This window comes from Nocardioides asiaticus, from assembly GCF_040049175.1.
Lineage (GTDB): Bacteria > Actinomycetota > Actinomycetes > Propionibacteriales > Nocardioidaceae > Nocardioides > Nocardioides cheoyonin.
Genome location: NZ_JBDZDM010000001.1, coordinates 46,473 through 69,568 on the forward strand (window position 1 = coordinate 46,473; position 23,096 = coordinate 69,568).

Below are 23,096 nucleotides of genomic sequence, written 5' to 3' on the forward strand. Positions count from 1 at the left end.
ACGACCGGGGCGGAGAAGTGCCGTGGCATGTGCTCGTGGACGATAGCGCCACCCCCCCACCCTCGTCCCACGTGTCGCGCTGTTGGAGGGACAGGAGGGAGCGGAAGACTAGGTCCCGGCTCGTCAAGCAGACGACACCGGCCCAGATTCCGTGCGTGTCCAGTAGTTCGGCGGCGGCGATCACTTCCGGCACGATTGCGGCAACGCCGACGTGCACGACGTCGTCCTTTTTCCGCTGGGCCTGCCTGATCCGGTAGCATGCTGCAATCGCTTGACGACGCCCGCGCTCACGCAGGACCGGCTCGTCGAGCACCTGGCGGAGGCAGGATCCATCGGTCGCGTCGCCAGGCGGAAGGCCGAATGCCACCGGCAACCGCCACCCGGCTCATCGCATGCATCAGGCACCGCTCCAGGTCGGAGGCGAAGACGGCCCCCAAATCGATGCACCCGGCTGCTCATGGACGATCGACCACCTTCGTCGCCTCACAATGTGCAGGGCCGGCGAGCGGCGATTCGCCGGATCAGTGGGTGACGAGCTCGTTGGGGCGGACCCAGCGAATCGCGCCGTACGGACACGATGCGATCGCGTTCTGGACTGCAGCTACTTCGTGTGACTCGACCTCCTCGCCGGTCGACTGGACGAGCCCCCAGTCGTCGGGGTTGAAGTGGCGTTCAGCGAGCTCGTGGCAGATGCCGTAACCGCGGCATTGGGCAGGGTCGACGCGGACCTTCAACTCGGCACCTCCATCGTCTCGAACTCCTGGACAGGATCCGCGGAGGGCAGTCCGTCGGCGCCGGCCGCAACGGGGACCGGCACCGGGGGAATCGCCTCGGCCATCGCCTTGGTGTGTGACTTCCACTCCGCTTGTCTGACCGGCAGCAGGGCGCTCGTACGCCGGGTTGCCGCCATCAGCTCGACGTGGGCCGCGAGCTGGTCCGGATAGTGCAGCAGCAGGGAAGAGAGCAGGAGCGCGACGCCGTCGGGAACTGCGCAGGCTCCTCGTCCGACGAGTTGGGTGCCCCAGCGGGTGATCTCCTCCATCGCATCACCGCCCAGGCTCTTGATGTGCCCGGTCGGGGGCGCCTCGTTGGTGAGGTGGTGGGCGACGTCGCGGGTGGCGTTGAGGCATGTGCGGCACTGGCCAGCCGTGTTGTGGGCGTAGTACGTGGCCACCTGCGCCGCAACCGGCATCACATCGTCGACGTCGGGGATCACGTACAGCGAGGCACAGCCAAGGCCACCTCCGTGCTGAGCGAAGGAGTCCCAGGAGACGACGAGATCCGTAGCTACCGGAAGGACACCTCCGAAGAAGCCTCCGGCGAGCACCGCGGTCGACGCTGCTTTCTCGGGCGGCGCCGCAAGATGCCCGACGCTGCGCAGCAGCTCGGCGACGGACAACCCCTGAGGCACCTCCACGACGGCGCTCTCCGCCGCCGGACCGGAGATCGTGACAAGGAAGACCTCGTCATCCGCAGCCGGTGCCGGCTGGAGGGACCTGGCGACACGGGCGAGGGTCTCCACGTTCGAGACGACCGTAGGCACGCTGCCGATCCCGACGTGGTGCGGTCGTGGCGGGCCGTCGACCGGGCGTGCCGTCCCGGTCTGCACGGAGCGGACCAGTGCGCTCGACTCGCCGGCTACGTAGGTGTCCTGGGCGATCGCGATCTTCACGTTGCAGCCAAGCAGACCACTGGCCTCGTAGATCGCCTTCTCCATCGCGCGGCGGGACAGCTCGTCGGCGACGTAGACGTACGCGTGCTCGGCACCAACGGCGGCGGCCGAGAGCGCGAGACCATCGAGGACCAGGTGCGGACGATGCCGCATCAGGTAGCGATCCTTGACGCTCAGCGGCTCCCCCTCGGCGCCGTTCGCCGCGACAACGGGGGCGAGGCGCTGTTCGATGCCCGCGGCGCGGGCAGCCACGACCTTCCGCCAGTAGGGGTACGAGGCGCCGCCGCGTCCGTGCAGGGCATGGACCGACGGGTTCGCTGACAGTCTCTGGCAGATCAGGTCGGGCGAGCTTAGAGCGTCGTACCCACCACGGCCGCGGTAGGTCTCAAAGTCCTCGAACCGATCAGGGTCGTCGGCGAGGACGCCGCCAACGATGCCGGGCCACGCCTGGACCCGGGTCGTATCCACGCTGCCGAGGCGGATAGTTGGGGCGATCGTGGCCGACTCCGTCATTGTGCGGAGCTCTTGACGTCGGCGAGCATCATCGCGAGATAGCGCTGCATGTGCAGCAGGGGGAACTCCTGGTCGTGGAACAGTCCGCCACCGACGCGTCCGGAACTCATGTTCGCCTGGATCCTGTTGTTGATCGCGCAGTCCTCGGCCTGCACCGGATCGAAGAAGCCTTGGGCCTTTGCCTTCAGCTCCTCGGTCACGCCTCCCTCGGGGATGTTGCTCTTGTGCATGAGCGTGTGCACCAGCAGTCGGTGCGACGTGGCACTGAGCGGGAGCAGCTGGAGCCAGACCGTCAGGTCGGGACACGGCGCCACCATCATGGTGGGGAATCGCGTGTAGATGATGTACGCGCCGCGGTGGAAGGCGTCGAAGTGCGGGGGCGGCGGCACCAATGTGGGTCCTTGGAGGTGTCCGTCGACCTCTGCGACGGCCCCTTCAGAGCTCAGCGGCACGCGGCCGGTGTAGCAACGTGGGCTGCCGGAGCCGTCGCCCACGATCGCGTTCAGCCCGGGGATCATGTGCTCGAGCGTGGCGAGGTGGGCGCCGACATGGTGGTAGAACTCCAGGAAGTTCTCGACCACGATCTTCCAGCCGGCCTCGAGGACGCCCCAGTCGGAGGTGACGACGACCTCCCACTCGGACATGTCGTACTGCCCGCAGTACTCCGCGATGGAGTCCATGTCGAGAGGGATCTCGGTCTTGTCGTCGAGGTTCACGAAGATGAACCCCTGCCAGATCTCGCTGCGGATCTCGAACAGCGGATAGTCGGCCTGGTCGAAGTCGGTGCGGCGCTGCATGTCGACGGCGTTGATCAGCTCGCCGTCCAACCGGTAGGTCCACATGTGGTACGGGCACTCGAACCGGGCGAGGTTGCCGCAGGCGGGCAGGTTGCCGAGCTTGTCCGCGGTCACGTCGGCGTACCGGTGCCGGCACAGGCGCGACAGCACCCGGATCTTGTCGTCGTCGCCGCGGACGATCACCAGCGGCTCGCCGACGAGGTCGACGTTGACGAAGTCGCCGACGTTCGGGACCTGCTCCACACGGGCGACGGCGTGCCAGTCCCTCGTCAGGATCTTCTCGACCTCGAGCTCGTAGAACTTCGGATCGACGTACGTCTGGGCCGGCAGGGTGGTGGCGTACTCGAGCGGCAGGGCGGCCTGCTCGCGGATCCGTTCCACCAAGTCGCCCACCGGAACCCAGTCCGCTCGCGCAGACGAGGCGGTCGTGCGGCGCGAAGGCGCCACGCGCGTGTCGCTCTCGGGCAGGATGTCGGTCATCGTTCGCTCCCTTCACGAGGCTGAGCGGATGGTCGGGGACGGAGCCCGACGGCAGGTTCAATACGTTATAGAAACGATGTCGGGCCGCTGTTACACCGCCAGCCGTGGCGGCGTTAATTGACTGTTACCGCAGCGAGGGCGCGGTGGAGCCGATCTCCCGCAGCGGCCGGGCGTAGTCGTCGGCGAACCGCCGGATCGCGTCCAGCTTCTGGGTGAGCGGCGCGTGCGCCTGGTCCCAGTCGAACCACGGCGTCACGATGCCGGTGACACCGGCGTCTGCGAGGCGACGGAGCACATCCAGGTCCTGTGGCACCTCGGTGAGGTAGGTGACCACGTCGAAGTCCTCCTCCCCAAGCCCCTCGGCACGGCGGTAGCGCAGGAGGCGGTCCACCACGGCGGGAAGCTCGGCCGGGTCGTGACCGGCACCGAGCCAGCCGTCGTGGCGGGCGGCACGGCGCAGGGCCGCATCGCTGTTCCCGCCGACGTAGACGGGCACCGGACGTTCCGGCACCGGGGCGAGCGAGAGGGCGTCGAACCGATAGAACTCGCCGTCGTGGCTCAGGGGACCGCCCCGCATGAGTCCCGAGAGGATCTCGAGCATCTCGTCGGTACGGCGTCCACGGTTGGCGAACGGCTGACCGGTCAGGGCGAACTCCTCGGCCATCCAGCCGACGCCGGCTCCGAGCACCAGCCTGTCCTCGGCGAGGTAGGCAACGGTCGATACCGCCTTGGCCACGCCGAAGAGCTCGTGCAGCGGCAGCACGTAGACCGCGGTCAGGAGCCGCAGCGTCGTCGTGTGCGACGCGATCACGCCCGCCATCACCAGAGGATCGGGCATATGCGTGCGCGGATCCCACCAGATCCGGCCGTCACGGGTGTACGGATAGGGCGACTCGATCGCTCCCGGCGTCACGAGATGGTCCGGCAGGGCCACACCGGCGTACCCGCAGAGCTCGGCCTCCTGGGCGAGTGCGACGAGCTCGCTGGTCTCGGTGAAGCCGATCGCCTGCCACACGTCCACGTGGACTCCCCTTGGTCGCGGTCTGGTTGACGTCTGGGTGGCCGCCTACAGCTGCGGCATGACCTCCGAGGCGAACAGGCGCAGCTGGTCGAGATCGGAGAGGTCGAGCACCTGGAGGTAGAGACGACTCGCGCCGGCGGCCTCGTACGCCTCGATCTTCTCGATCACCTCGGTGGGCGTACCGGCGAGTCCGTGCTCGCGGAGCTCCGCCTTGTTGCGACCGATGGCGGCCGCCCGCCAGTCGGTCTCCGCCTCACTGGCGCCGAGGCAGAGGACGAGGCCGATGGAGAGGACCACCGGCTCCTCGCGTTCGGCCTTCTCGGCAAACTCCCGGACCGTGGCGTACTGCCTCGTTGCATCCTCCAGGCTGACGAAGACGGTGTTGAACTCGTCGGCGTACTTCACCGCGAGCGCGGGCGTGCGACGTCTGCCGGAGCCTCCGATGAGCAGCGGGAGCTTGCGCTGGGTCGGCTTTGGCAGCGCCGGGCTGTCCTCGATCTGGTAGTGCCTGCCGGCGAAGGAGTACGAGCCGGTGGTGTCCGACCACATCCCGGTGATGATCTCGAGCTGCTCCTCGAACCGATCGAACCGCTCGCCGACCGACGTCGGGAAGGGGATGCCGTAGGCCGCGTGCTCCTCGGCGAACCATCCCGCGCCCAGGCCGAGCTCCACTCGACCTCCGCTCATCTGGTCGACCCCTGCGACCTGGATCGCGAGCACGCCGGGATACCTGAACGTCGCGCTGGTCATCAGCGTGCCCAGCCGAATCGTGGTGGTGTCGCGGGCGAGGCCGGCGAGTGTCGTCCAGGCGTCGGTCGGTCCGGGCAGGCCGCTGACCGAGCCCATCTTCAGGTAGTGATCGGAGCGGAAGAACGCGCTGAAGCCGAGGTTCTCGGCTTCGAGCGCGACCGCGATCAGGTCGTCGTAGGTGGCGCCCTGCTGGGGCTCGGTGAAGATGCGTACGTCCACGGCTCAGCTCCTCGCGGCCATCAGAAGGACCGCTCTGTCGGCGGCTCTTCGAGCCAACGGATGGCGTCGAACGGGCAGACGTCGATCGCCGCTTGCACCGAGGCGACGTCCTGCTGGTCGACTGGCAGCCCACGTGACTGCGCCAGCCCCCAGTCGTCGGCCTCGAGATGACCGGGCGCGAGCACCTCGCAGAGCCCGTAGCCTCGGCACTTGGTCGGATCGACCCGGATGGTCATAGGACACCTCCGGTGGTGGTGAGGACGCGGGCGCTCGGGACCTCGACGGTCAGGCCTGCCCAGTCCAGTCGGGTTGGTGGGGGCGCGGCCAGGTGCGCCTTGAGCTGCTCGGGGTAGTGCCGCAGGAGCGATCGCAGCAGGAGCGCGACGCCGTCGGGCACGGCGCACGCCCCTCGGCCGACGATCTGGGCGCTCCACCGCGTCAGCCTGGACAGGAGTACGTCCGGAGTCGCACCGATGCCTCGCAGGGCCAGCGCTGTGTCCTCGGTCGAGAGCACGCAGCTGCGGCACTGTCGCGCGTTGTTCCCGTCAAAGTAGTCGGCGACGGCACTCGCGACGGTGATCGGATCCGTACCCTCCCCGATGAGGTAGAGACTCGCACACCCGAGCGCTCCCCCATGCTCGGCGCGCGATTCCAGGGACAGTCCGAGGTCGTACGAGATCGGCACCACTCCCCCGAAGAATCCGCCGGCGAGGACGCTGCCCGCACCGGCGGCGTCGACCTCAGGGCTCGCGAGCAGGGTCAACACCGGGAGCCCGTACGGGACCTCGATCAGCGTCGGCGAGACGCCGTCGCCCGAGAGCGTCACGAGCAGTGGACTCTGCTCCTCGGCCGCGTCCGGCATCGTGGCGCGTGCGAGGCGAGCGAGCGTCTCCACGTTGGAGACCAGGGTGGGCGCGCCACCGACCCCGCTCTTGGCCATGCGCGGCGGGTGGTCCAGCGGCCGAGCCACCTTGGTGTTGATCGCGCGTACGGCCGCAGTCGCCTCCCCGGCGACGAAGGTGTCCTGGGCGGCGTGGATCTGGACCTTCGGGACCGGGACGCCCATGGCAACCAGGTCGTCGGCTGCCGTCTTGAGCGCGTCCAGGCTCTCCTGGTCGTGGGCGTAGACGTGGATGGTCTTCGCGCCCAGCGCTCGTGCGGCTAGGGCGGCGCCGTTGAGGATCAGGTGCGGCCGGTACCGCATGAGGTAACGGTCCTTGACGCTGAGCGGCTCGCCCTCGGCGCCGTTGGCGACGACGACCGGCGTCTGTCCGGACGCCGCTGCCTCGTCGAGGACGGTCTCCATCTTGGTCCAGAGCGGGAAGCCGGCCCCGCCGCGGCCGCGCAGGGCCGTGACGGCAGGGATCGCCTCCAGGTGTTGGCGTAGAAGCGCCGGGGTGGGTTGCTCGTCGGGCAGCCGGTAGCCGCCCGCCGTGAGGTAGGCCTCGAGATCCTCGGGGCTCTCGGGCGTGACGGTGAGGACGCCGCCGACCAGGTCGGGCCAGCGCAGTACCCTGGTGCTGCTGCCGTGGTCAGGCATCGGCCGGCTCCTCCAGCATCTCGGCGAGGTAGCGCTGGAAGATCAGCAGCGGGAGCTCCTGCTCGTGCAGGACCCCTTCCTTGGCGTACTTGGAGTGCATGTCCTTCTGGACGCGGCCGTTCACCGCGACGTCCTCGGTGTTGAAGGAGGCGAAGAAGGCGAGGTACTCGTCGAAGTCCTTCTCGGTGAGCTGGTCCAGGAGGATCTCGGGGGCCATGAGGTGGGCGATGAGGCGATGCGTCCCCGGACCGGTGGGGAGGATCTGGAGCCAGGTCGTGAAGGTCGCACCGGGCATGGTGGCGAAGAGCGGGAACCGCGCCAGGATGAGGGCGATGCTGCGCTCGTACGGCGTGGCCTCGGGCAGGTGGGGCAGCTTCGAGGCCGGGATGAGGTAGCCGTCGATCTCCTCGGCCGCGGTCTCGGCGGAGTGGTGGCCGGTGGCCCAGTAGACGTTGTTGCCGTCGCTGCCGTCGGCGACGGTCGTGTTCAGGCCGGGGGTGCCCTTCTCGAGCGTGGCCTGGTGGGCTCCGATGTGGTGGTAGAACTCGAGGTAGTTCTCGAGCATGGCCTTCCAGCCGGAGTCGATCTCCGCGCCGTCCGCCCACACCATGCTGCGTACGATCCGGTACTTGCTCCCGTCCATGTTGCCGGTGACCCGGGCCAGGGCGTCCATGTCGAGTGGCCGGGTTGTGTTCTCGTCGAAGTTGATGAAGACGTAGCCCTGCCAGATCTCGGTGCGGATCTCGTGCAGGCCGAACCTGCTTGGGTCGAACTTGCCGTTCATCTGGCGTCGCTCGAAGTCGACGGCCCGGATGAGGGCGCCATCGAGGTCGTAGCTCCACAGGTGGTAGGGGCATTCGAAGTACTTCACGCATCCTGACACGGGCACGTTGCCGTACACGTCGGAGAGGATGTCGGCGAACCGATGGCGGCATACCCGCGAGAAGACCCGCACCTGGTCGTCCTGGCCGCGCACGACGACGATGGGCTCCCCGGGCAGATCCAGGGTGAGGAAGTCGCCCGGGGTCGGCACCTGCTCGAGCCGGGCCACCGGGATCCAGTCGCGGCGGAAGATCCGCTCGACCTCGAGCTCGTAGAACCCGGGGTCGGTGTAGGCGCCGGCGGGCAGTGTGGTGGCTTCGTCGAGGCTCCTCGCCTTCGCCTGGCGGCGGATCTGCTGTGCGATCGCGAGAGCAGTGGCCGAGGGCTGCGCCTTCGTCCGCGGGCGGGTGTCGGGGCGCCGCGCTTCTTGGATGGTCATCGGGTCCTCCGGTGTGGTGGAAGGGAGCCGACGGCCTGCTCTCCGGAAGCCGGTCGTCGGTCGGGATGGAGTCGAAGGTGGCGTGTGGCGGCCGTCGCTCTCAGAGGGCGCCGACGTTGATCTCGGCGAGGATCTCGTCGTAGTAGCGACGGAACTCGGGCATCGCGAACGACTGCTTGTTGCGAGGACGCGGAAGGTCGATAGGCACTTCCTTCCGGATCGTGCCTGGCCGGTGGCTCATCACGACGACGCGGTCGGAGGCGAAGACAGCCTCCTCGATGTCGTGGGTGATGAGCATGACCGTGAGCTTGTGCTCCTCCCAGATGTCCATCAGCAGCTGCTGCATCGTGTGGCGGGTCAGAGCATCGAGCGCACCGAACGGCTCGTCCATGAGCAGCAGCTTCGGTTGATAGGAGAGCGAGCGGGCCAGTGCCACCCGCTGCTGCATGCCGCCTGAGAGCTGCCCCGGGAACTTGTCCTCGAAGCCCTCTAGACCCACGTCCGCGAGGTATTTCCGCGCCAGCTCGCGTCGTTCGGCTTTGGAGTATCCGCCGGGCTCGAGCGCGAACTCGATGTTCTGCGCGGCGGTCTTCCACGGCAGTAGCGTGGCCCGCTGGAACACGACGCCGCGGTCACGGCCGGCACGTCGTACCTCCTCACCGTCGACGACGACCGAGCCCTCGGTCGGCTCCTGGAGTCCCGCGATGATGTTGAGCAGCGTCGACTTCCCGCAGCCCGAGGTCCCGACGACGGAGACAAACTCCTTGTCCTTGAACTCCAAGGTGACGTCGCGCAGTGCCGTCACGTCGCCGAAGCGCATCGTCAGGTCGGAGATCTCCAGCTTGTTGACGGGGCTGACGGTCTGGAGTACCTGCGTCATCGGCTGATCCTCTCGTAGGCGAAGAGCTTGTGACCGACCGCGCGCATGATCTGGTCGAAGACCAGCCCGATGATCCCGAGGACGATGACGTAGCCGATGATGAGATCGGTGGCGAGGAAGCGCTGGGCCTGCGTGATGCGGTAGCCCATCCCGGTGGTCGCCGCGACGAGCTCGGCGATCATCAGCCAGGTCCACGCCCAGCCCAGGGTGATGCGCAGCGTGTCCCAGATGCGCGGCATCACGCTCGGTAGCACGATCTTGAACAGGATGGCGACCCGACCCAGGCCGAGTGTCGCGCCGAGATTGACGAAGTCGACCGGGACGGTCCTGGTGCTGGCGGCGATCATCAGGATCTGCTGGAACACGGTGCCGAGCCAGATGATCAGGAACTTCTGCGCGTCGTTGGTGCCGACCCAGATGATGGTCAGCGGCACGAAGGCGACGATCGGCAAGTAGCGGATGAAGTCGACGACCGGCTCGACGAGCGCCTCCACCCAGCTCGAGGCGCCGGCCAGGACACCGACCGGGATCGCCACGACGACGGAGAGGAGGAAACCGACCATCACCCGGTAGGTGCTCACCTTCGCGTCGGCCCAGAGCTCTCCGTTCTGGATCTGATCCCCCAGGCTCTGCAGGACCGCCATCGGCGAGGGAAGGATGATCGGCTTGACCATTCCTCCCATGGTCACGATGGCCCAGGCGGCCAGGATCGCCACGAAGGAGCACACCGCCAGCAGGCGGAACCTGCTGCGGGTCAGTGGACGGCCCGCGGGTGAGCGGTACCGCTTCTTCGTCGGTGGGAGCGCTTGCCCCGCAACCTCGGGAAGCGCAGTCTCTTGAATCGCCATGTCGTGTCCTCTGGAAGAAGGTGTGGCGGGACCTCGGGCGAGAAGGCGGGAGCTACTTCTCGGCGACGGTGTTGGCGAACTGCGGGTCGATCAGCTCGCCCGCGGTGTAGTCCTTGTCCATCAGGCCGGCCTCCATGCTGGCCTTCACCACGCTGGGCAGGACCTTGCTGCTGAACTGTCCGCCGAGCAGGCTCTGCTCGGAGGCGTCGTAGAGTCGGACGCCCTTGTAGGTCGGCTCGATGTCCTCGACCTTGGACCCGAGGGCATCCGCCATGATCTGCATGCTCTCGTCGGGGTGGGCCTTCTCGTAGTCCATCGCGCAGCCCCAGGCGTCGACCAGGCCCTGGACCTGATCGGGGTGGTCGTCGATCATCGTCTGGGGAACCACGAGGACGTCGCTGATGAGACCTTCGTCTTCGCCGGCAGTGCCGAGCGTGTGGAACTCCGCTCCCGAGGCCTTCGTGTCGGCGATGTACGGCTCGTAGGAGACCGCGGCGTCGACCTTGCCGGCGGCCAGCGCGGTCATGGACGCCTGCGCGGTCATCGGTACGGGGTCGATGTCGTCGATGCTCATGCCCTCCTGCTGCAGCTTCCACTGCAGGAGAAGGTCGCTGGTGCTCCCCTTCTCGTAGGCGACCTTCTTGCCCTTGAGGTCGGCGATCGAGGTGACGTCAGGTCCGCCGAGAATGGCATCGGCGTCCAGGGAGGCGTCTTCGAGGAGTACCGCCTTGGCCTTCATGCCGCCCTTGAGCACGTTCGGCACCATGTGGGTGGCGGTGTTCTCCACGTCGATCTTGCCGGCGATGAAGGCCGACTCCATGTCGGTGTTGAAGTTCACGAGCTTGACGTCGATACCGGCCTTGTCGAAGCAGCCCTTCTCGTCGGCGATGGCCCAGGGTGCATAGCCCAGCCACGGCACGGTCCCCATCGTGATCGTGTCTCCATCCGAGCCGGCGCTGCTCGCACCCGTGCCGCAGGCCGCGAGCCCGACGGTGAGCACCGCGCCCAGTGCCAGCAGCGAGCGCCGCAGTCCCGGTCTCGCGGCTCGGCGAACGGGGCCGCTGCGGTTGGTGGGCGGTGTGCTGCCGGCACCGGGAACGTTCGTGGCCATTTCGCCTCCAAGGTCAAGGACTCACAGGTGTCGGGTGGCGACGGTGCACACCGTTTCAATATGGTTTAGAAATCGTCCCGGCCGTCGGTGTCGCCGGTATCACCCGATTGCTAAGCCTTCGTTAATCAAGGCGTTGGAGACCGGCGGGAGCCTCCGATTACGCCTGGTCGACGGTCAGCATCTCCGCCAGGTAGCGCTGGAGGAGCAGCAGCGGGAACTCCTGCTCGTGGAAGATCCCGCCGCCGGCGTACTGCGAGTGCATGAGGCGCTGCACCCTGCCGTTGACGGCCGCGTCCTCGGCCTGGATCTCGTCGAACTTGGCCATCGCCGCATCGTGGTGCTCCTCGGTGAGCTGGTCGATGGTGGACAGCGGAGCGAGCGCGTGCAGGGTGAGCCGATGGGTCCCCGGACCGGTGGGGATGAGCTGGAGCCAGAAGTTGTAGCTCTGCCCGCGCGTCGCCAGGAACAACGGGAAGCGCACCAGGATGCCGCCACCGCTGCGCTCGTACGGCGTGAGCTCGGGCGGGACGGGAGCAGTGGTCGCGGCGATCAGGTATCCGTCGACCTCGTCGACGGCCGATTCCGCAGACGCCGGACAGTAGGCGTGGTAGACCGCGTTTCCGGCGCTCCCGTCGGCCATGACCGTACCGAGACCCGGACGGGAGGCCTCGAGCGTATGCCGGTGGGCACCGATGTGGTGGTAGTACTCAAGGAAGTTCTCCAGCGCCGCCTTCCAGTCGGCGTCGATCTCTCCGCCGCCCCACTGAAGGCTCCGCACGATGCGGTAGTTGGTGAAGTCGAAGTTCCCGACGACCTCGGTCAGGGCGTCCATGCCGAGCGGCCGCGTCGATCTCTCGTCGAGGTTGACGAAGACGAAGCCCTGCCACAGCTCGGCCCTCACTCCTCGCCCGCCGACGGTGGAGACGTGCACGTCGCCGTCCTCGCCCCGGACCACGACGACAGGTTCGCCCGGCAGCTCGACCGCGAGGGAGTCGCCCGCGTCGGGGACCTGCTCGAGGCGTGCGACCACGAGCCAGTCGCGGTGGAACACACGCTCCACCTCGAGCTCGTAGTACCCCGGGTCGACGTACGCCGCCGGCGGCAGCGTCGTGGCCTCGTCGAGGCTTGCCCCGGCCTGTCGGGCGATCTGGGCGACGATGTCGTCGGCGACGCTCGGCGCGGTGATGGTCCTGGTCTCAGCAATGGTCATGGCGACTCCCGGCCGGACGCATTTCAATACGACATAGAAAGCGTCCTCCCCCGGGCGTTGCTTTCGCATCACTCGCTTGTTAAGTCGTCATGAACGGCCCGACAGGAGGTCCCTCACCGCCCTGGCGATCTGCTCGGTGACGTCCGGGAGGTGTCCGGGCCTGCCGGCGATGTGGCCGTGGTCCGACACGATCGGACGCAGTTCGCACGACCGCAGCTGCGCGGCCTCGCGCTCGTTCTCCGCGACGGTGAAGTACATGTCGGAGGTCGACGGCATCAGGATCGCCCGGGCGGCGATCGTCCCCAGCGCCTGGCTCCATGAGCCGTTCGGACCGGCGGGGTCGGCGTACTCCCAGGTGCGCAGCATCATCAGCAGGTCGGCCGGGTCCCAGGTCAGGTGGTCCGTCGCCCACGACTCGCGGAGGTGCCCGAGCGAAGAGTACCCGTCGCCCCTCCACAGCTCGTCGCGGAAGTAGGCGGCCGAGTAGGCCCATCCGGCGTACGCACGCCCGAAGCCGGCAAGCGCGAAGTCGCTCGCCTCGGGGTGATCGAGGGCGTGTTCCAGATACGGCGCGAGGCCCGCGAGGAACATCTCGTTCATGGGCCAGCACCGGGAGCTGGCGCAGACGGGCAGGATCGCATCGACGAGCTCCGGATACGAGACCCCCCATTGGTACGCATGCAGCCCGCCCATGGACCAGCCTGCGACCAGCGCGACGTGCCGTATGCCGAGTCGCTCCAGCAGCGACCGCTGGACGGACACGTTGTCGCGGACCCGCACGACGGGGTCGGTCCGCGGGTCCCACGGCTCTCCGGTGCCGGGGTGCCGGATGGTCGAGAGTCCGTTGCCGATCATGTCCGGGACGACGACGTACCACCGCTCCGTGTCGAAGACTTGGCCCGGCCCGATCCAGGGCAGGTAGCTGTCGTGGGTGCCGGTGTAGTAGGTCGGCAGGACGACGCAGTTGCGTCCGTCGGGGGCGAGCTCGCCGTGTGTCGCATAGGCGAGGTCGATGTCCGCCGGGGTCTGCGCGGCGCCGATTGGAACGCCGGACAGGTGGAGCCTGTGACCCGTCATCGCGGCCTTTCGACCGGCGGCACCGCGGCGGCCGACCTCGTGTCCGCGAGCCTCGTCCCCGCGATCCGTACCGAGCACGTATAGATTGAGGTCCGCTTCGACTTCATGAGCCGCATCAGGGAGGCACCGTGGCTTCGCGTAAGGGCACCGCGGGCGGGTCCGGCGGCCGACGCCGCGCAGACGGATCTCGCTCGGAGAGTCCACGTGACGAGATCATCCGGGTCGCGACCCGGCTGTTCGCCGAACAGGGCTACGCGGCGACCACGATGAAGGGCATCGCGGAGGCCGCCGGCCTGCGCCAGCCGTCGGTGTACTACTGGTTCCGCAACAAGGAAGAGCTCCTGCACGCCACCGCCTCGATCAACCGGTACTCGGCCAGCGTGGTGGTCGGTGTGGAGAAGTCCGAGGCGAGCGTCTCGGCGCGCTTGTACCGGTTGCTGTACGAGGACACCAGGCAGATCTGCGTGCTCGGCCCGCTCGACTATCGGGAGGTCGAGAGCGTGGCGTACGCGAGGCCCGATGAATTCGACGAGTTCTGGACCGACTACCGCGCCCTGTACGACGGCATCGTCGACCTCATCGAGGACGGGATGCAGACAGGCGACTTCCATCCCGGTGATCCTTCCCTTGCTGCGGCGGTCGCGCTGAGCCTCAACGAGGGCCTGCAGAAGTTCCATCGACACCGTGTCGGACCTGGGGGTGCCCTCGGTCTTCCGGCGCCGGTGCCTGACCTCGACGATGCGGTGACGGCCGCGCACCAGAGCGCGACGACGACGCTGTCGGCGCTGCTGCGTGACCGTCACCGCGTCGCGGACGTGCGGATTGAGGCGATGGAGATCCTTCTGGACGTCGAAGGAGCCCAGGCGTCGTGACCGTGGTGCACTGGCGCCTCCCGCGCGCTGGTCAGAAGAACTCGAGGTAGCGGTCGATCTCCCACTGGCTGACGTGGGCGTTGTACGCGTCGACCTCCGCGCGCTTGAGCTCCAGGAAGGACGCGTGCATGTCGGCGCCGAAGACCTCAAGGGTCAGCGGGTCGGCGTCGAACGCGTCGAGCGCGGCCTCGAGGCTGACGGGCAGGTGGGAGATGCCGCGGGCGGCGAGCTCCTCCTCGCTGAGGAGATACATGTTCTCCATGTTCGGAGCTCCCGGGTCCGCGGCGTCCCTGATGCCCTCGAGGCCCGCCGCGAGCATCAACGCGGCAGCCAGGTACGGGTTGTTGGCCGAGTCGGCGGCACGGCACTCCACCCGTCCCCCGGCCAACGGGATGCGGAGCATGTTGGTCCGGTTGTTGCCGCCGTAGCAGCCGAAGATCGGCGCCCAGGTGAACCCTGAGTTGTTCGTACGGCGGATGAGCCGCTTATAGCTGTTGACCGTGGGCGCGACGACCGCACAGATCGCCGGTGCGTGCCTGAGCACGCCGGCGATGAACTGGTAGCCGAGTTCGCTCAGTCCGAGGCCGCGGCGGTCGCTGTCAGTGGCGAAGAGGTTCTTTCCGTCCGCGTCCGCCAGGGACATGTTCATGTGGCCGCCGCTGCCGGTCTGGTGGTCGAACGGCTTGGGCATGAACGTCGCGATCCCCCCGTGTTGGTGGGCCATCTCGGTGAGCATCAGGCGGAAGTAGGTCAGCCGATCGGCGGTGGTGACCGCGTCCGCATAGCCGAAGTCGGTCTCGAACTGGCCGTTGCCGTCCTCATGGTCGAACGAGTACACCTCGAACCCGGCGTCGTTCATCGCGGAGACCAGCTCGTCGATGAAGTCGAAGTTCCGCAGGAGGCCGCGGCTGTCGTAGCAGGGCTTGGCGAGGTCGTCGGCGTCAGACAGCGGGACCAGGTCGCCGTCGCTGGTGCGACGAAGCACGAAGAACTCCGTCTCCACGCCGAGGTTGAACGTGTAGCCCAGCTCTGCAGCCGCGGCCATCGTCCGCTGCAGGATCCCGCGGCTGCACGCCTCGAACACGCTGCCCTTGTAGTGCAGCGTGCTGGGGAACCACGCCATGTCCGGACGGGTCGGGAGCACGAAGTAGCGGCTGATGTCAGGGACCGCTGCGACCTCCTCGTCGCTGACCTCTTGCGGCACGCCGTCGAGTGCGGCCCCGGTGAACAGCTCACTCCCACCCACGGCGTCGGGGAGGTGGTCCACGGGGACGACCTTCGACTTCGACTTGCCGTGAGCATCGACGAAGCTGACCATCGCGTACCGGATTCCGCGACTGTGCAACTCGGCGACGACCGTCGAGACCTGTTTCGCCGGGTCGGCTGCGCTGGCTCGCTCGTTGTCGATCAGGTCGGTGGTGGTCATGGTGCTCCTTGTCCGATGGCTGCGTGCCCCTGGAGACGACACGGCTCCCCGAGGCGAACGCAAGACCGAGGGTCAGTTTCAATGCATTATTGAAATGCTCTCCAGCGGTTGTGCCACCGAGATGCTCAGGTCCGTTAAATCGGCGTAACCAAGACGCCACCGCAGCGCTCGCACACGCCCATTCAGCCTTAGAGGCACTCGGAGGTTCCCCTCGAAGCTCTGGGTGAGGTCAGCGAGGACGAGCTCGCCCGTCGCCGCCGCGGCGAACGACGGCCGGTCGATGAGGCCGGAGGTGTTGTGTGGCCGGACATCCCGAGGGTGTGCAGGTGGGTCCGCTCGGAGGCGACGTTGTGGTCATCCTTGTACCCCGGGCCCACCCGGAGGGAAGAAGCGCGCCCGCACCCTGCATCCCGGCCGACGCCGAAGAAGCACGAAGTTTCAGGATCGGGAGGCTCCGCGCTCGCCGGTTTCTCCCGGTCCTGCAACCACCCCGCACTAGTCCTGGACGCGACCAGACCGAGTCCAGATACGAGGGACCCGAGGGAACGCCCCGACGATCTGCCTTGGCTCATCCTCGATTCCACCCAACCTCTCGCAGGCCCCATCGGGTGATGAGCTGCTCCTCCTCATCTCGGAGCACGTAGCGAATCTCAGCAGCCGACATCGAGGCACGAATCGGTCTGAGCCAGTGTTGGACATGGAGCCCGAGGTCGTGCGCCAGCGCGACGTTCGCATTGACCCGCACTCTGGTCACTCCGGCCCACTGCGGTCGGCCGTACCGTTGACCAGGTCGAACTATCCCGCCGGGCACCTGGCCCTTGGTGACCATCCACAGGTGGGTCGTCATGCCGACGTACATGACGGTGATCTCCTCAGCACTCGGTTCCTGGCTGAGGGTGAACGCGTACAGTCCCGGAGCATCCGGGACAGAGCCGAGGGTGTCCCAGTTGCAGTACCCGGCCTGGCTGCGGTCGTGGAACAAGAGCTCGTAGGCGTCGAAGCCATGGTCGCGGAGCTCGGTAGCGGTCATCCTCCTGCCCGGTCGTGCCAGGTCGGCCGCTCGGGCATCCGGTGGCGAGGTGGCGAGGGCAGGCCGTTGTGGCGTACGCCGAGGCACCCCAACAGATGCGACCCGCAGCGGCGCCTCACTCCGCCCTCTGGGCTGGTCGCCCGTGATGCGGGAGTCGGTCAGGATCGCATAGAGGTAGGAGGGGCCCTGCAGGTCCTGAAGCGCCCCCGGACCCGAGAGGGGCATACGCCTTAGCGCCTGCTCGAACTGCCCTCGACCGAGCATCCGGTTGGTGTTGCGCAGCATCACCCCACCGGTTGAGAACTGGTAGCTGAACGGCTTCCCGGTCTTGGTGCAGAACTCCTGCCCCGCGAGCTCTCCGATCCGTCGCCACAAGCCGCTGAAGTCATCGGCGACGGACTGTTCGGTGGTGTCCATGCCGTTGAGTGTGAGTGAAAACACTGAGGGTCTGTCTAGGGCAACTGGCTGGTGATCAATCTCGGTGAGACTCCCTCGGCGCGATGCAGCCGGGGTGATCGGACTCTGTATCCCGATGCCGACCGATGCCGCTCTTCTCTGGCGTTCGTCGTCTCCGGCTGCGGAGCTCACCAACCGGCCGGGGCTGCGCGCCGCGCTCGAGCGGCTCGACAACCGGAAGGACCCCGCGAGGGCGCTGTTCGTGCTCGACTTGGACCGGCTCACCAGGTCGGTCGGCGACTTCGCCCTGATCCTCGACCGGGCCGCGAAACGCGGATGGACCCTGACCGTCCTCGGGTTGGGTGCGATCGACACCAGCACCCCCGAGGGCCGGATGGCCGCAACGATGATCGCCGCCGCCGGCGAGTACGAGCGCGCCATGACCTCCAAGCGCGTCGCCCGGCAGCACGAGGCCCGCCGCGCCCGCGGCATTGTGTGGGGAGTCGACGAGGGCCCCCGGCCCCTGCTGCCCGACGACGTACGCCGCCGCATCGCTAACGAGCGCGCAGCAGGTCGGTCGCTGCGTGCGATCGCCGACGGGCTAACCGCCGACGGCGTTCCTACCGCCCGCGGAGGGCGCTGGCAGGCCGCGACCGTGAAACGGATCCTCGAGTCCCCCAGCCTCTCCACTCCGGAGCCGATGTGACCACCCGCCCTTCACGCCGGGCCTCGCACTGGTCAGGTCCGCCGCCCTGCCCGCATAACGAGCTCGCCTACCTCCCCGCCCCCTCGGCGGCGGTGTGGTGCGAGATCTGCGGATGTGACCTCGACCCGGCCGACACCAGCCGACTCTGTACCACCTGACCGACCAGAACGCCGCCAAGGGTGGGGCGTATGACCGTCGGTGCGTCCCTACCTGTCGTCTGCAGTAGTCCTCGAACGTGCACGCTTCGCCCGATACAGGCGGGCGCCACGGTCGGCGAACGGGAGCGACGCTCTGGCTCTTAGTCGTTGAATCGGTCGTCGACGAACCAGTCGTCGCGATTCGGTATGAGCGTCGCCCAGAGTTGGGCGAGTTCCTGGTGGGCAACCTCCGCTTGCCATGCAAGCCATTCGAGCTGTGAGCGCTCGTAGGTGCTCCCCTGGATCTTCCCGCGGTTCCAAGTCGTGATGATTGTCCGATCGCCTTCGTCCTCGGCGAGTCCGTGTGCGAGTGCGTTGCGAAGAGCAACGAGCTTGCGAAGCACTGGTAGGAGGAACGGCCAGCGGTCCCGCCGAGCGCTGTCGCCGGCGTCGAGCGTGTCTTTGAGCATTGCGAGCCGGTCGCTTATTGAGATTCGACTGAACACTTGGAGAGTGAGTTGGCTCGCGGCGCGGCTGTCCACGGCGAGCTGTGCCGAGAGCACTTCGTTGACTGCGTATTCGATCCTCACCTGTTGCTCGATGATGAACGCCCGCAGTGCGTGGGTGCTGCGAGGGCTGCCGACGAGCGCCTGCGCCAGTCCCGCGATGCGGGCTCGCTCCGTCTCTGTCAGGTCCACGTTCGCGCACGGTAGCCCGACGGCAGGGTCGTGTCTCGGGAACGGATCAGTTGGCGAGTAGGACCTGGGCGTCGAGGTTGTGCGTCACGCAGCGGCCGGTGCCCGTGGCGCAGCTCAAACCCGGGCTGTCGGTCTAGCCCGATTCGTCTTTGCCGATTCGCAGGACGGCGGGGGAGATTCGTATCTACGCTCCCGGCGTGGCCGGATACACCAACCTGGGGGCGAGCGATGCCCAGTTCTTCCCTGCACATGCCCCGCACGTGTGGGAGGTCGTGGTGGGCTACCTCGAGGGGCGTCGCGCTCGTTTTCGCAGCCGTGACGACCGACTCATGCGGGCCGAGGTCAACCTCGGCATGACGGCGTTCACTGGCAGCGTCATCGCTACCGTCGCCGTCCAGCCTGAGCAGGCTGGATGTCGGGTCTCGTTCAGTGGCCGCATGGGTGTGTTCTCGCAGAGCAACATCGGGGCGCAGAGGCGCATCGAGGACGAGCGCACCAAGCTGTTCTCCGCCGTCGGTATCGAGATCGCGTCGTGGCCCGACGAGGACGATGCAACCCCGACGGGCGCTGTCTCGGCATCGCGGCCGGACGCGGTGTCGGCGGTCGAGCGTGGACTCGCCGACCAGTTGGCGAAGCTCGCCGACCTCCATGCCGCTGGGATCCTCACCGACGACGAGTTCACCGCAGCCAAGGCGCGCCTGCTGTCCTGACGAGGTTCCGGGCGAGCTCGGAGGCTCAGGGCATGCGCCCAGGCCGCCACCAACGAGCCGCCCTCCGCGCTCGTCGCCATAGCCGGCTCTACCCCGCCCCGGCCATCTGTCCGACTTCTCTGAGTGCTGCCCTCGTGGCGAACAGGACGGCGCTGTGCTGAACGGACTCCTACACTCACTGTCCGTGACCCGATGGCAGCGGCTGACCGAATGGCCGTTGACGGTCGCTGCGGTTCTGTTCCTCGCGGCATATGCGTGGCCAATCCTGCAGCCGGACCTCCCCGATCCGTGGCTCGGTGCGTGCACGAGCGTCGTCTGGATCACCTGGGCGGCGTTCGCCCTGGACTTCTTCGTTCGGCTGGCACTGGCGGCCGACCGGTGGCGTTTCCTCAAGCGGAACCTGCTCGACCTACTGGTGGTCGTACTGCCGCTGCTGCGCCCGCTGCGGTTGCTGCGGCTGATCGCGCTGTTGCGCATCCTGAACCGTCGAGCCGCCTCCGGACTGCGCGGCCAGGTCACCACGTACGTCGCCGGCGGGTCGTCACTGCTGGCCTTCGTCGGTGCCCTGACGATCCTCAAGGCCGAACGCGGAAACCCCGACGCCAACATCACCAGTTTCGGCGACGCCATCTGGTGGTCGATCACAACGATGACCACGGTCGGCTACGGCGACACCTTCCCGGTCACGACCACGGGACGATTCATCGCCGCCGGCCTCATGATCTGCGGCATCGCCCTTCTCGGCGCAGTCACAGCGACACTGGCGTCATGGCTGGTGCAGAGCGTCACCGAAGCCGAGGAACGAGAGGCCGAGGACGCCGAGGACCTGCGCGCCGAGGTCGTGGCGCTTCGCGAGCAGGTACGCCAGTTGGTGGAACACCTGAATGCCTCCGACCGCGCGCCCGGCGTGGACCCGTCAACCGTCCACCGTGACGGCTGACAGGCCGTTGACGGCCAATCCCACGCTCCACCTGTCAACCTCACCGGGGAGAGTCGCTTGACGGCCTACCGGACCGCCCCAAGGCCCGGAACGATCTTCCTTGAGACACGCCCAACCAGCGTGGAGGGAGAACCACCATGACCACCGCGACCCGCACTCTCACGAGCGAACATGCCGACACCGTGACACGGCTCGAGGCCCACGTCGACCGGCTCGCCCAGACCGCCGCCGACCTGGCCGTCTATGCCGACCGCGCCGACCTGCTCGGCACGATCATCGACCTGCGTCGCCTCGACCCGGCCGACACCCTCACCGGGAGGATCGCGCAGGCCGAGCGCCGGCTCGACGAGCTCGCTGCGATCCTCGCGACCGCCTCCCGTGCCCTGTGGAGCCGCTGAGCGCCTCACTCGGCCCCGTACGTACGGCCCCAGGAGAAGGGGGCCGGTCGGCAGCGATACAGCCGCGCGTCGCGGCGGTACCGTGCGCAGCGTGCCATTCAAGGGCCTGGACCAACGTCAGACGTTCACGCTCATCATGGAGGTCGACGAGGCCGTCGCTCTCGCGAACTGCGGACTCCGGTCACTCGCCGAGTTGCATCACATCGACGAGGAGTACGCGGCGGTCCTCACGTTGTTGTCCATCGCCTCAGAGAAGCTCCTCAAGACCGTCATCGGGCTCGCCGAGCTCGATGCAGGCCGTTCCTGGCCGACTGTCAAGGTAATGAAGGACTACGGGCACCACATCACCCGGCTCGACCGCGACGCCCGCAGGATCTACAGCAACCAACTCGACAGAGCGGCCGCCCCTCCCTACCTGACTGAACTGCTCGCCGACTGTGAAGCCGGCAACGTGCTGACTGGCATGCTCGACGCGCTGGAGCACTGGGCGGACCGCGGACGATTCCATCGCCTCGATGAACTCGCCGGCAAGCCGCAGCCGGGCGAGACGGCGCAGGCAATGTGGCAGGCACTCGAGAACCAGGTGGCCGAGCGTGACACCGAGCTCGCAGCCATGCTCGGAACTGTCGAGCGATACGACCAGGTCCGCGACCGGATCAATCACGCGTTGCGTGAGAGCTATCTACGCTGGTGGCAGTTGCACTGGCGGGCGTGGGCGCACGGTGTCATCGGTGACGACGCCTGTGGTCTGTCGGTTGCCTTGGGGCGGCTCGCCGGGACTTGATGGGCGCTTATCTGACGACGGTCAGGTGGGCCCGCCTGGCGCGTCGGCGCTCACCGGCGTAGCCGCGTAGCCACGCCGCCGCCCGTAGCCGCTCCACCGGCTTGCCGTCGGCGTCGTGTGGGCACGCCGTCACCCTCGTGCCGTCGCGTGCGCCGTGCGCCCCGTCGGCCACCGTACCCAGCGGCTCACCGCGGGCGACCTTGACCATCACGGCATATCCAGTGTTGGGGGACTCACCCGGCGAACGCCGACGATCCAGCGATCTCGCACCGCCGCTTCGCCGTCGTGAGCGCGTTGGTATACAGGTCGAACGCATCGACAGACGCATCCCCCTGCCCAGCGTCCATCGCGGCCTCGAGCGGCGCGACGAGGATCCGGACGAGGTTCTGTGTCTCGATGTCCGCAGTGTCGCCGATGCCCCGCAGCCGCTTCACCGCGGCATGAAGCTGAGGGTCGCTCATGAGGACGGGCTCGTTCTTCGGGAGCGCCTGTTCAATCAGCGGGCACGCGTCGCGCAAGGTCAATGAAGCCACGGGGCTTGCCGACGCAGCGCCGCTGGGCTCGTCGCGCGCCGCCGCGTCCGACTCCGATGCGCTGGAGCCGCAGCCGCTGACACCGAGGGCTAGGACCGCTAAGACTGCCGCTGCTAGGTCCCTTCGCATCCCAGCAAAGTAAAGCGGTGTGTCGGTGGCGTCTCGGGAACGGCGCATCGGCCGCGGTGCGGGCTAGACCTGAGCCGGGTTCTCCTGCGTCCGAACGCCGGGGATCCGTAGGTTCGGCAGCATGGACATCGACCCCCACAAGCGCGCCGCTGCGGCGCGGACCCTGCTCGATGCGGTGGCGGCCCTGGACCTTGCCGACGCCGGCACTGAGGACGGCGACCGTCGAAGCCTGCTCGCGCTCGAGCCGCTCGGCCTGGACCTGACCAGCGATGCCGACCTGGCCGCCACTCTCGCGGCCGCTGTCGAGCTGCTGACGTTCTTCCTGTTGCGCGAGGCGCACAGTGCCGGCGTGTCGCTTGAGGAGGTGGTGTCGAACAGTCGGCAGTACGTGTTGCCGCTGATCTACCCGGACGTGCTCGGCGGCCCACCCCAGTAGACACTCCCCTTGGTCACGCGCCCCGAGCGGCAACCTTGGCTGCCTCGTACGCGGCCCCCGCGGCCTGCTCCCGCTCGAGGAAGGACCGGAGCTTGTCGAATCCAGCCTCGTTGAGCGGGAAGCCCCCGAGACGCTGGATCTCCCGATCGGTCGCCGCCCTCGCCCGGTTCCACTCGCTGAGGCAGGTCTTTACGTCTGCCGTTGAGATGTCATCCATGGAGGGACGCTTGCACCGTCGCCGGCGGCACGGCAGGGCCGGGAGTCCCCACGAGAGCTGCCCGGTTCGAGTACCGACCCAATGAGCGCGGACGCACGACGCCGAGCCAAGCACTCCGGAAGTGACCCTTTCGCGGAACCCAACTGCACATCAACTGCACGCCGACGATAGGCAAGGCCCTCGACCTGTTTATCCATGCAGGTCAGAGGGCCTTTTCGAGAGGGTGGGTGATACTGGGTTCGAACCAGTGACCTCTTCGGTGTGAACGAAGCGCGCTACCACTGCGCCAATCACCCTCGTACGGC

The 23,096-nt window shown here is 67.7% G+C and carries 26 protein-coding genes and 1 tRNA gene; 7 read left to right on the forward strand and 20 right to left on the reverse strand.

What is annotated here, in order from left to right; genetic code table 11:
• Nucleotides 1-521: 521 nt before the first annotated feature.
• The 13 genes from ABLE53_RS00195 to ABLE53_RS00255 all read right to left on the reverse strand — a co-directional run bounded on the left by ABLE53_RS00195 (nucleotide 522) and on the right by ABLE53_RS00255 (nucleotide 13,379).
• Nucleotides 522-734 carry a ferredoxin gene (locus tag ABLE53_RS00195; RefSeq protein ID WP_348856497.1) on the reverse strand — a complete coding sequence of 71 codons (213 nt, stop codon included), beginning with the start codon at nucleotides 732-734 and terminating at the stop codon, nucleotides 522-524.
• Entirely contained in the window at nucleotides 731-2,140 is a 1,410-nt protein-coding gene (locus tag ABLE53_RS00200; protein ID WP_348856498.1) for an NADH-ubiquinone oxidoreductase-F iron-sulfur binding region domain-containing protein, read from the reverse strand. Before ABLE53_RS00200 ends, ABLE53_RS00195 begins: the two co-directional genes overlap by 4 nt.
• Nucleotides 2,141-2,181: 41 nt before the next feature.
• Complete coding sequence (locus ABLE53_RS00205; protein WP_348856499.1) at nucleotides 2,182-3,462, reverse strand: aromatic ring-hydroxylating oxygenase subunit alpha; 1,281 nt, start codon at nucleotides 3,460-3,462, stop codon at nucleotides 2,182-2,184.
• A 124-nt stretch (nucleotides 3,463-3,586) separates the two neighbouring features.
• Entirely contained in the window at nucleotides 3,587-4,483 is an 897-nt protein-coding gene (locus tag ABLE53_RS00210; RefSeq protein WP_348856500.1) for a TIGR03619 family F420-dependent LLM class oxidoreductase, read from the reverse strand.
• A 45-nt stretch (nucleotides 4,484-4,528) separates the two neighbouring features.
• Nucleotides 4,529-5,452 (reverse strand): LLM class F420-dependent oxidoreductase, encoded by a 924-nt coding sequence (locus tag ABLE53_RS00215; RefSeq protein ID WP_348856501.1) that lies wholly within the window; start codon nucleotides 5,450-5,452, stop codon nucleotides 4,529-4,531.
• Nucleotides 5,453-5,472: 20 nt separating this feature from the next.
• On the reverse strand, nucleotides 5,473-5,688 hold the full coding sequence (locus ABLE53_RS00220) for a ferredoxin (RefSeq protein ID WP_348856502.1): 216 nt from the start codon (nucleotides 5,686-5,688) through the stop codon (nucleotides 5,473-5,475).
• Nucleotides 5,685-6,992, reverse strand: a complete 1,308-nt coding sequence (locus ABLE53_RS00225; protein ID WP_348856503.1) for an NADH-ubiquinone oxidoreductase-F iron-sulfur binding region domain-containing protein — start codon at nucleotides 6,990-6,992, stop codon at nucleotides 5,685-5,687. The genes ABLE53_RS00220 and ABLE53_RS00225 overlap by 4 nt, the downstream gene beginning before the upstream one ends.
• Nucleotides 6,985-8,253: an aromatic ring-hydroxylating oxygenase subunit alpha gene (locus tag ABLE53_RS00230; protein ID WP_348856504.1), complete on the reverse strand. Its 1,269-nt coding sequence runs from the start codon at nucleotides 8,251-8,253 to the stop codon at nucleotides 6,985-6,987. Before ABLE53_RS00230 ends, ABLE53_RS00225 begins: the two co-directional genes overlap by 8 nt.
• A 100-nt stretch (nucleotides 8,254-8,353) precedes the next feature.
• On the reverse strand, nucleotides 8,354-9,133 hold the full coding sequence (locus tag ABLE53_RS00235; protein WP_348856505.1) for an ABC transporter ATP-binding protein: 780 nt from the start codon (nucleotides 9,131-9,133) through the stop codon (nucleotides 8,354-8,356).
• Nucleotides 9,130-9,981, reverse strand: coding sequence for an ABC transporter permease (locus ABLE53_RS00240; protein WP_348856506.1), 852 nt, complete (start codon nucleotides 9,979-9,981; stop codon nucleotides 9,130-9,132). The genes ABLE53_RS00235 and ABLE53_RS00240 overlap by 4 nt, the downstream gene beginning before the upstream one ends.
• 52 nt (nucleotides 9,982-10,033) lie before the next feature.
• Complete coding sequence (locus ABLE53_RS00245; protein WP_348856507.1) at nucleotides 10,034-11,092, reverse strand: ABC transporter substrate-binding protein; 1,059 nt, start codon at nucleotides 11,090-11,092, stop codon at nucleotides 10,034-10,036.
• Nucleotides 11,093-11,249: 157 nt separating this feature from the next.
• A complete protein-coding gene (locus ABLE53_RS00250; protein ID WP_348856508.1) occupies nucleotides 11,250-12,302 on the reverse strand; it encodes an aromatic ring-hydroxylating oxygenase subunit alpha in 1,053 nt (350 codons plus the stop codon).
• 87 nt (nucleotides 12,303-12,389) lie between these two features.
• The gene (locus ABLE53_RS00255; protein ID WP_348856510.1) at nucleotides 12,390-13,379 is read right to left on the reverse strand and encodes an alpha/beta fold hydrolase; all 990 of its coding nucleotides are present in this window, start codon (nucleotides 13,377-13,379) and stop codon (nucleotides 12,390-12,392) included.
• A 128-nt stretch (nucleotides 13,380-13,507) separates the two neighbouring features.
• On the opposite strand from ABLE53_RS00255, the gene ABLE53_RS00260 reads away from it, so the two are divergent.
• On the forward strand, nucleotides 13,508-14,251 hold the full coding sequence (locus ABLE53_RS00260) for a TetR/AcrR family transcriptional regulator (RefSeq protein ID WP_348856511.1): 744 nt from the start codon (nucleotides 13,508-13,510) through the stop codon (nucleotides 14,249-14,251).
• Between the two features lie 31 nt (nucleotides 14,252-14,282).
• Here the strand turns inward: ABLE53_RS00260 and glnT are convergent, their stop codons facing one another.
• Together glnT and ABLE53_RS00270 are read right to left on the reverse strand one after the other, a co-directional pair.
• On the reverse strand, nucleotides 14,283-15,677 hold the full coding sequence (glnT, locus tag ABLE53_RS00265) for a type III glutamate--ammonia ligase (RefSeq protein WP_348856512.1): 1,395 nt from the start codon (nucleotides 15,675-15,677) through the stop codon (nucleotides 14,283-14,285).
• 568 nt (nucleotides 15,678-16,245) lie between these two features.
• Nucleotides 16,246-17,124 (reverse strand): hypothetical protein, encoded by an 879-nt coding sequence (locus ABLE53_RS00270; RefSeq protein ID WP_348856513.1) that lies wholly within the window; start codon nucleotides 17,122-17,124, stop codon nucleotides 16,246-16,248.
• 115 nt (nucleotides 17,125-17,239) lie between these two features.
• On the opposite strand from ABLE53_RS00270, the gene ABLE53_RS00275 reads away from it, so the two are divergent.
• On the forward strand, nucleotides 17,240-17,809 hold the full coding sequence (locus tag ABLE53_RS00275) for a recombinase family protein (protein ID WP_348856514.1): 570 nt from the start codon (nucleotides 17,240-17,242) through the stop codon (nucleotides 17,807-17,809).
• A 298-nt stretch (nucleotides 17,810-18,107) separates the two neighbouring features.
• On the opposite strand, the gene ABLE53_RS00280 is transcribed toward ABLE53_RS00275, so the two are convergent.
• Nucleotides 18,108-18,644, reverse strand: a complete 537-nt coding sequence (locus tag ABLE53_RS00280; RefSeq protein ID WP_348856515.1) for a hypothetical protein — start codon at nucleotides 18,642-18,644, stop codon at nucleotides 18,108-18,110.
• Between the two features lie 275 nt (nucleotides 18,645-18,919).
• Here ABLE53_RS00280 and ABLE53_RS00285 point away from each other — a divergent pair, with 275 nt between their 5' ends.
• The 4 genes from ABLE53_RS00285 to ABLE53_RS00300 all read left to right on the forward strand — a co-directional run bounded on the left by ABLE53_RS00285 (nucleotide 18,920) and on the right by ABLE53_RS00300 (nucleotide 21,476).
• Entirely contained in the window at nucleotides 18,920-19,354 is a 435-nt protein-coding gene (locus ABLE53_RS00285) for an SHOCT domain-containing protein (RefSeq protein WP_348856516.1), read from the forward strand.
• 184 nt (nucleotides 19,355-19,538) lie between these two features.
• On the forward strand, nucleotides 19,539-20,294 hold the full coding sequence (locus ABLE53_RS00290; protein WP_348856517.1) for a potassium channel family protein: 756 nt from the start codon (nucleotides 19,539-19,541) through the stop codon (nucleotides 20,292-20,294).
• Nucleotides 20,295-20,431: 137 nt separating this feature from the next.
• Complete coding sequence (locus tag ABLE53_RS00295; RefSeq protein WP_348856518.1) at nucleotides 20,432-20,692, forward strand: hypothetical protein; 261 nt, start codon at nucleotides 20,432-20,434, stop codon at nucleotides 20,690-20,692.
• A 91-nt stretch (nucleotides 20,693-20,783) separates the two neighbouring features.
• Nucleotides 20,784-21,476, forward strand: coding sequence for a hypothetical protein (locus ABLE53_RS00300; RefSeq protein ID WP_348856519.1), 693 nt, complete (start codon nucleotides 20,784-20,786; stop codon nucleotides 21,474-21,476).
• 7 nt (nucleotides 21,477-21,483) lie between these two features.
• On the opposite strand, the gene ABLE53_RS00305 is transcribed toward ABLE53_RS00300, so the two are convergent.
• Together ABLE53_RS00305 and ABLE53_RS00310 are read right to left on the reverse strand one after the other, a co-directional pair.
• On the reverse strand, nucleotides 21,484-21,684 hold the full coding sequence (locus ABLE53_RS00305; RefSeq protein ID WP_348856520.1) for an Rmf/CrpP fold protein: 201 nt from the start codon (nucleotides 21,682-21,684) through the stop codon (nucleotides 21,484-21,486).
• 25 nt (nucleotides 21,685-21,709) lie between these two features.
• Nucleotides 21,710-22,000, reverse strand: a complete 291-nt coding sequence (locus ABLE53_RS00310; RefSeq protein WP_348856521.1) for a hypothetical protein — start codon at nucleotides 21,998-22,000, stop codon at nucleotides 21,710-21,712.
• Between the two features lie 259 nt (nucleotides 22,001-22,259).
• On the opposite strand from ABLE53_RS00310, the gene ABLE53_RS00315 reads away from it, so the two are divergent.
• Nucleotides 22,260-22,574, forward strand: a complete 315-nt coding sequence (locus ABLE53_RS00315) for a hypothetical protein (RefSeq protein WP_348856522.1) — start codon at nucleotides 22,260-22,262, stop codon at nucleotides 22,572-22,574.
• A gap of 13 nt (nucleotides 22,575-22,587) precedes the next feature.
• On the opposite strand, the gene ABLE53_RS00320 is transcribed toward ABLE53_RS00315, so the two are convergent.
• Both ABLE53_RS00320 and ABLE53_RS00325 read right to left on the reverse strand, forming a co-directional pair.
• Nucleotides 22,588-22,791: a hypothetical protein gene (locus ABLE53_RS00320; protein ID WP_348856523.1), complete on the reverse strand. Its 204-nt coding sequence runs from the start codon at nucleotides 22,789-22,791 to the stop codon at nucleotides 22,588-22,590.
• Between the two features lie 224 nt (nucleotides 22,792-23,015).
• Nucleotides 23,016-23,087: transfer RNA gene (locus ABLE53_RS00325), tRNA-Val, on the reverse strand.
• Nucleotides 23,088-23,096: the final 9 nt, after the last annotated feature.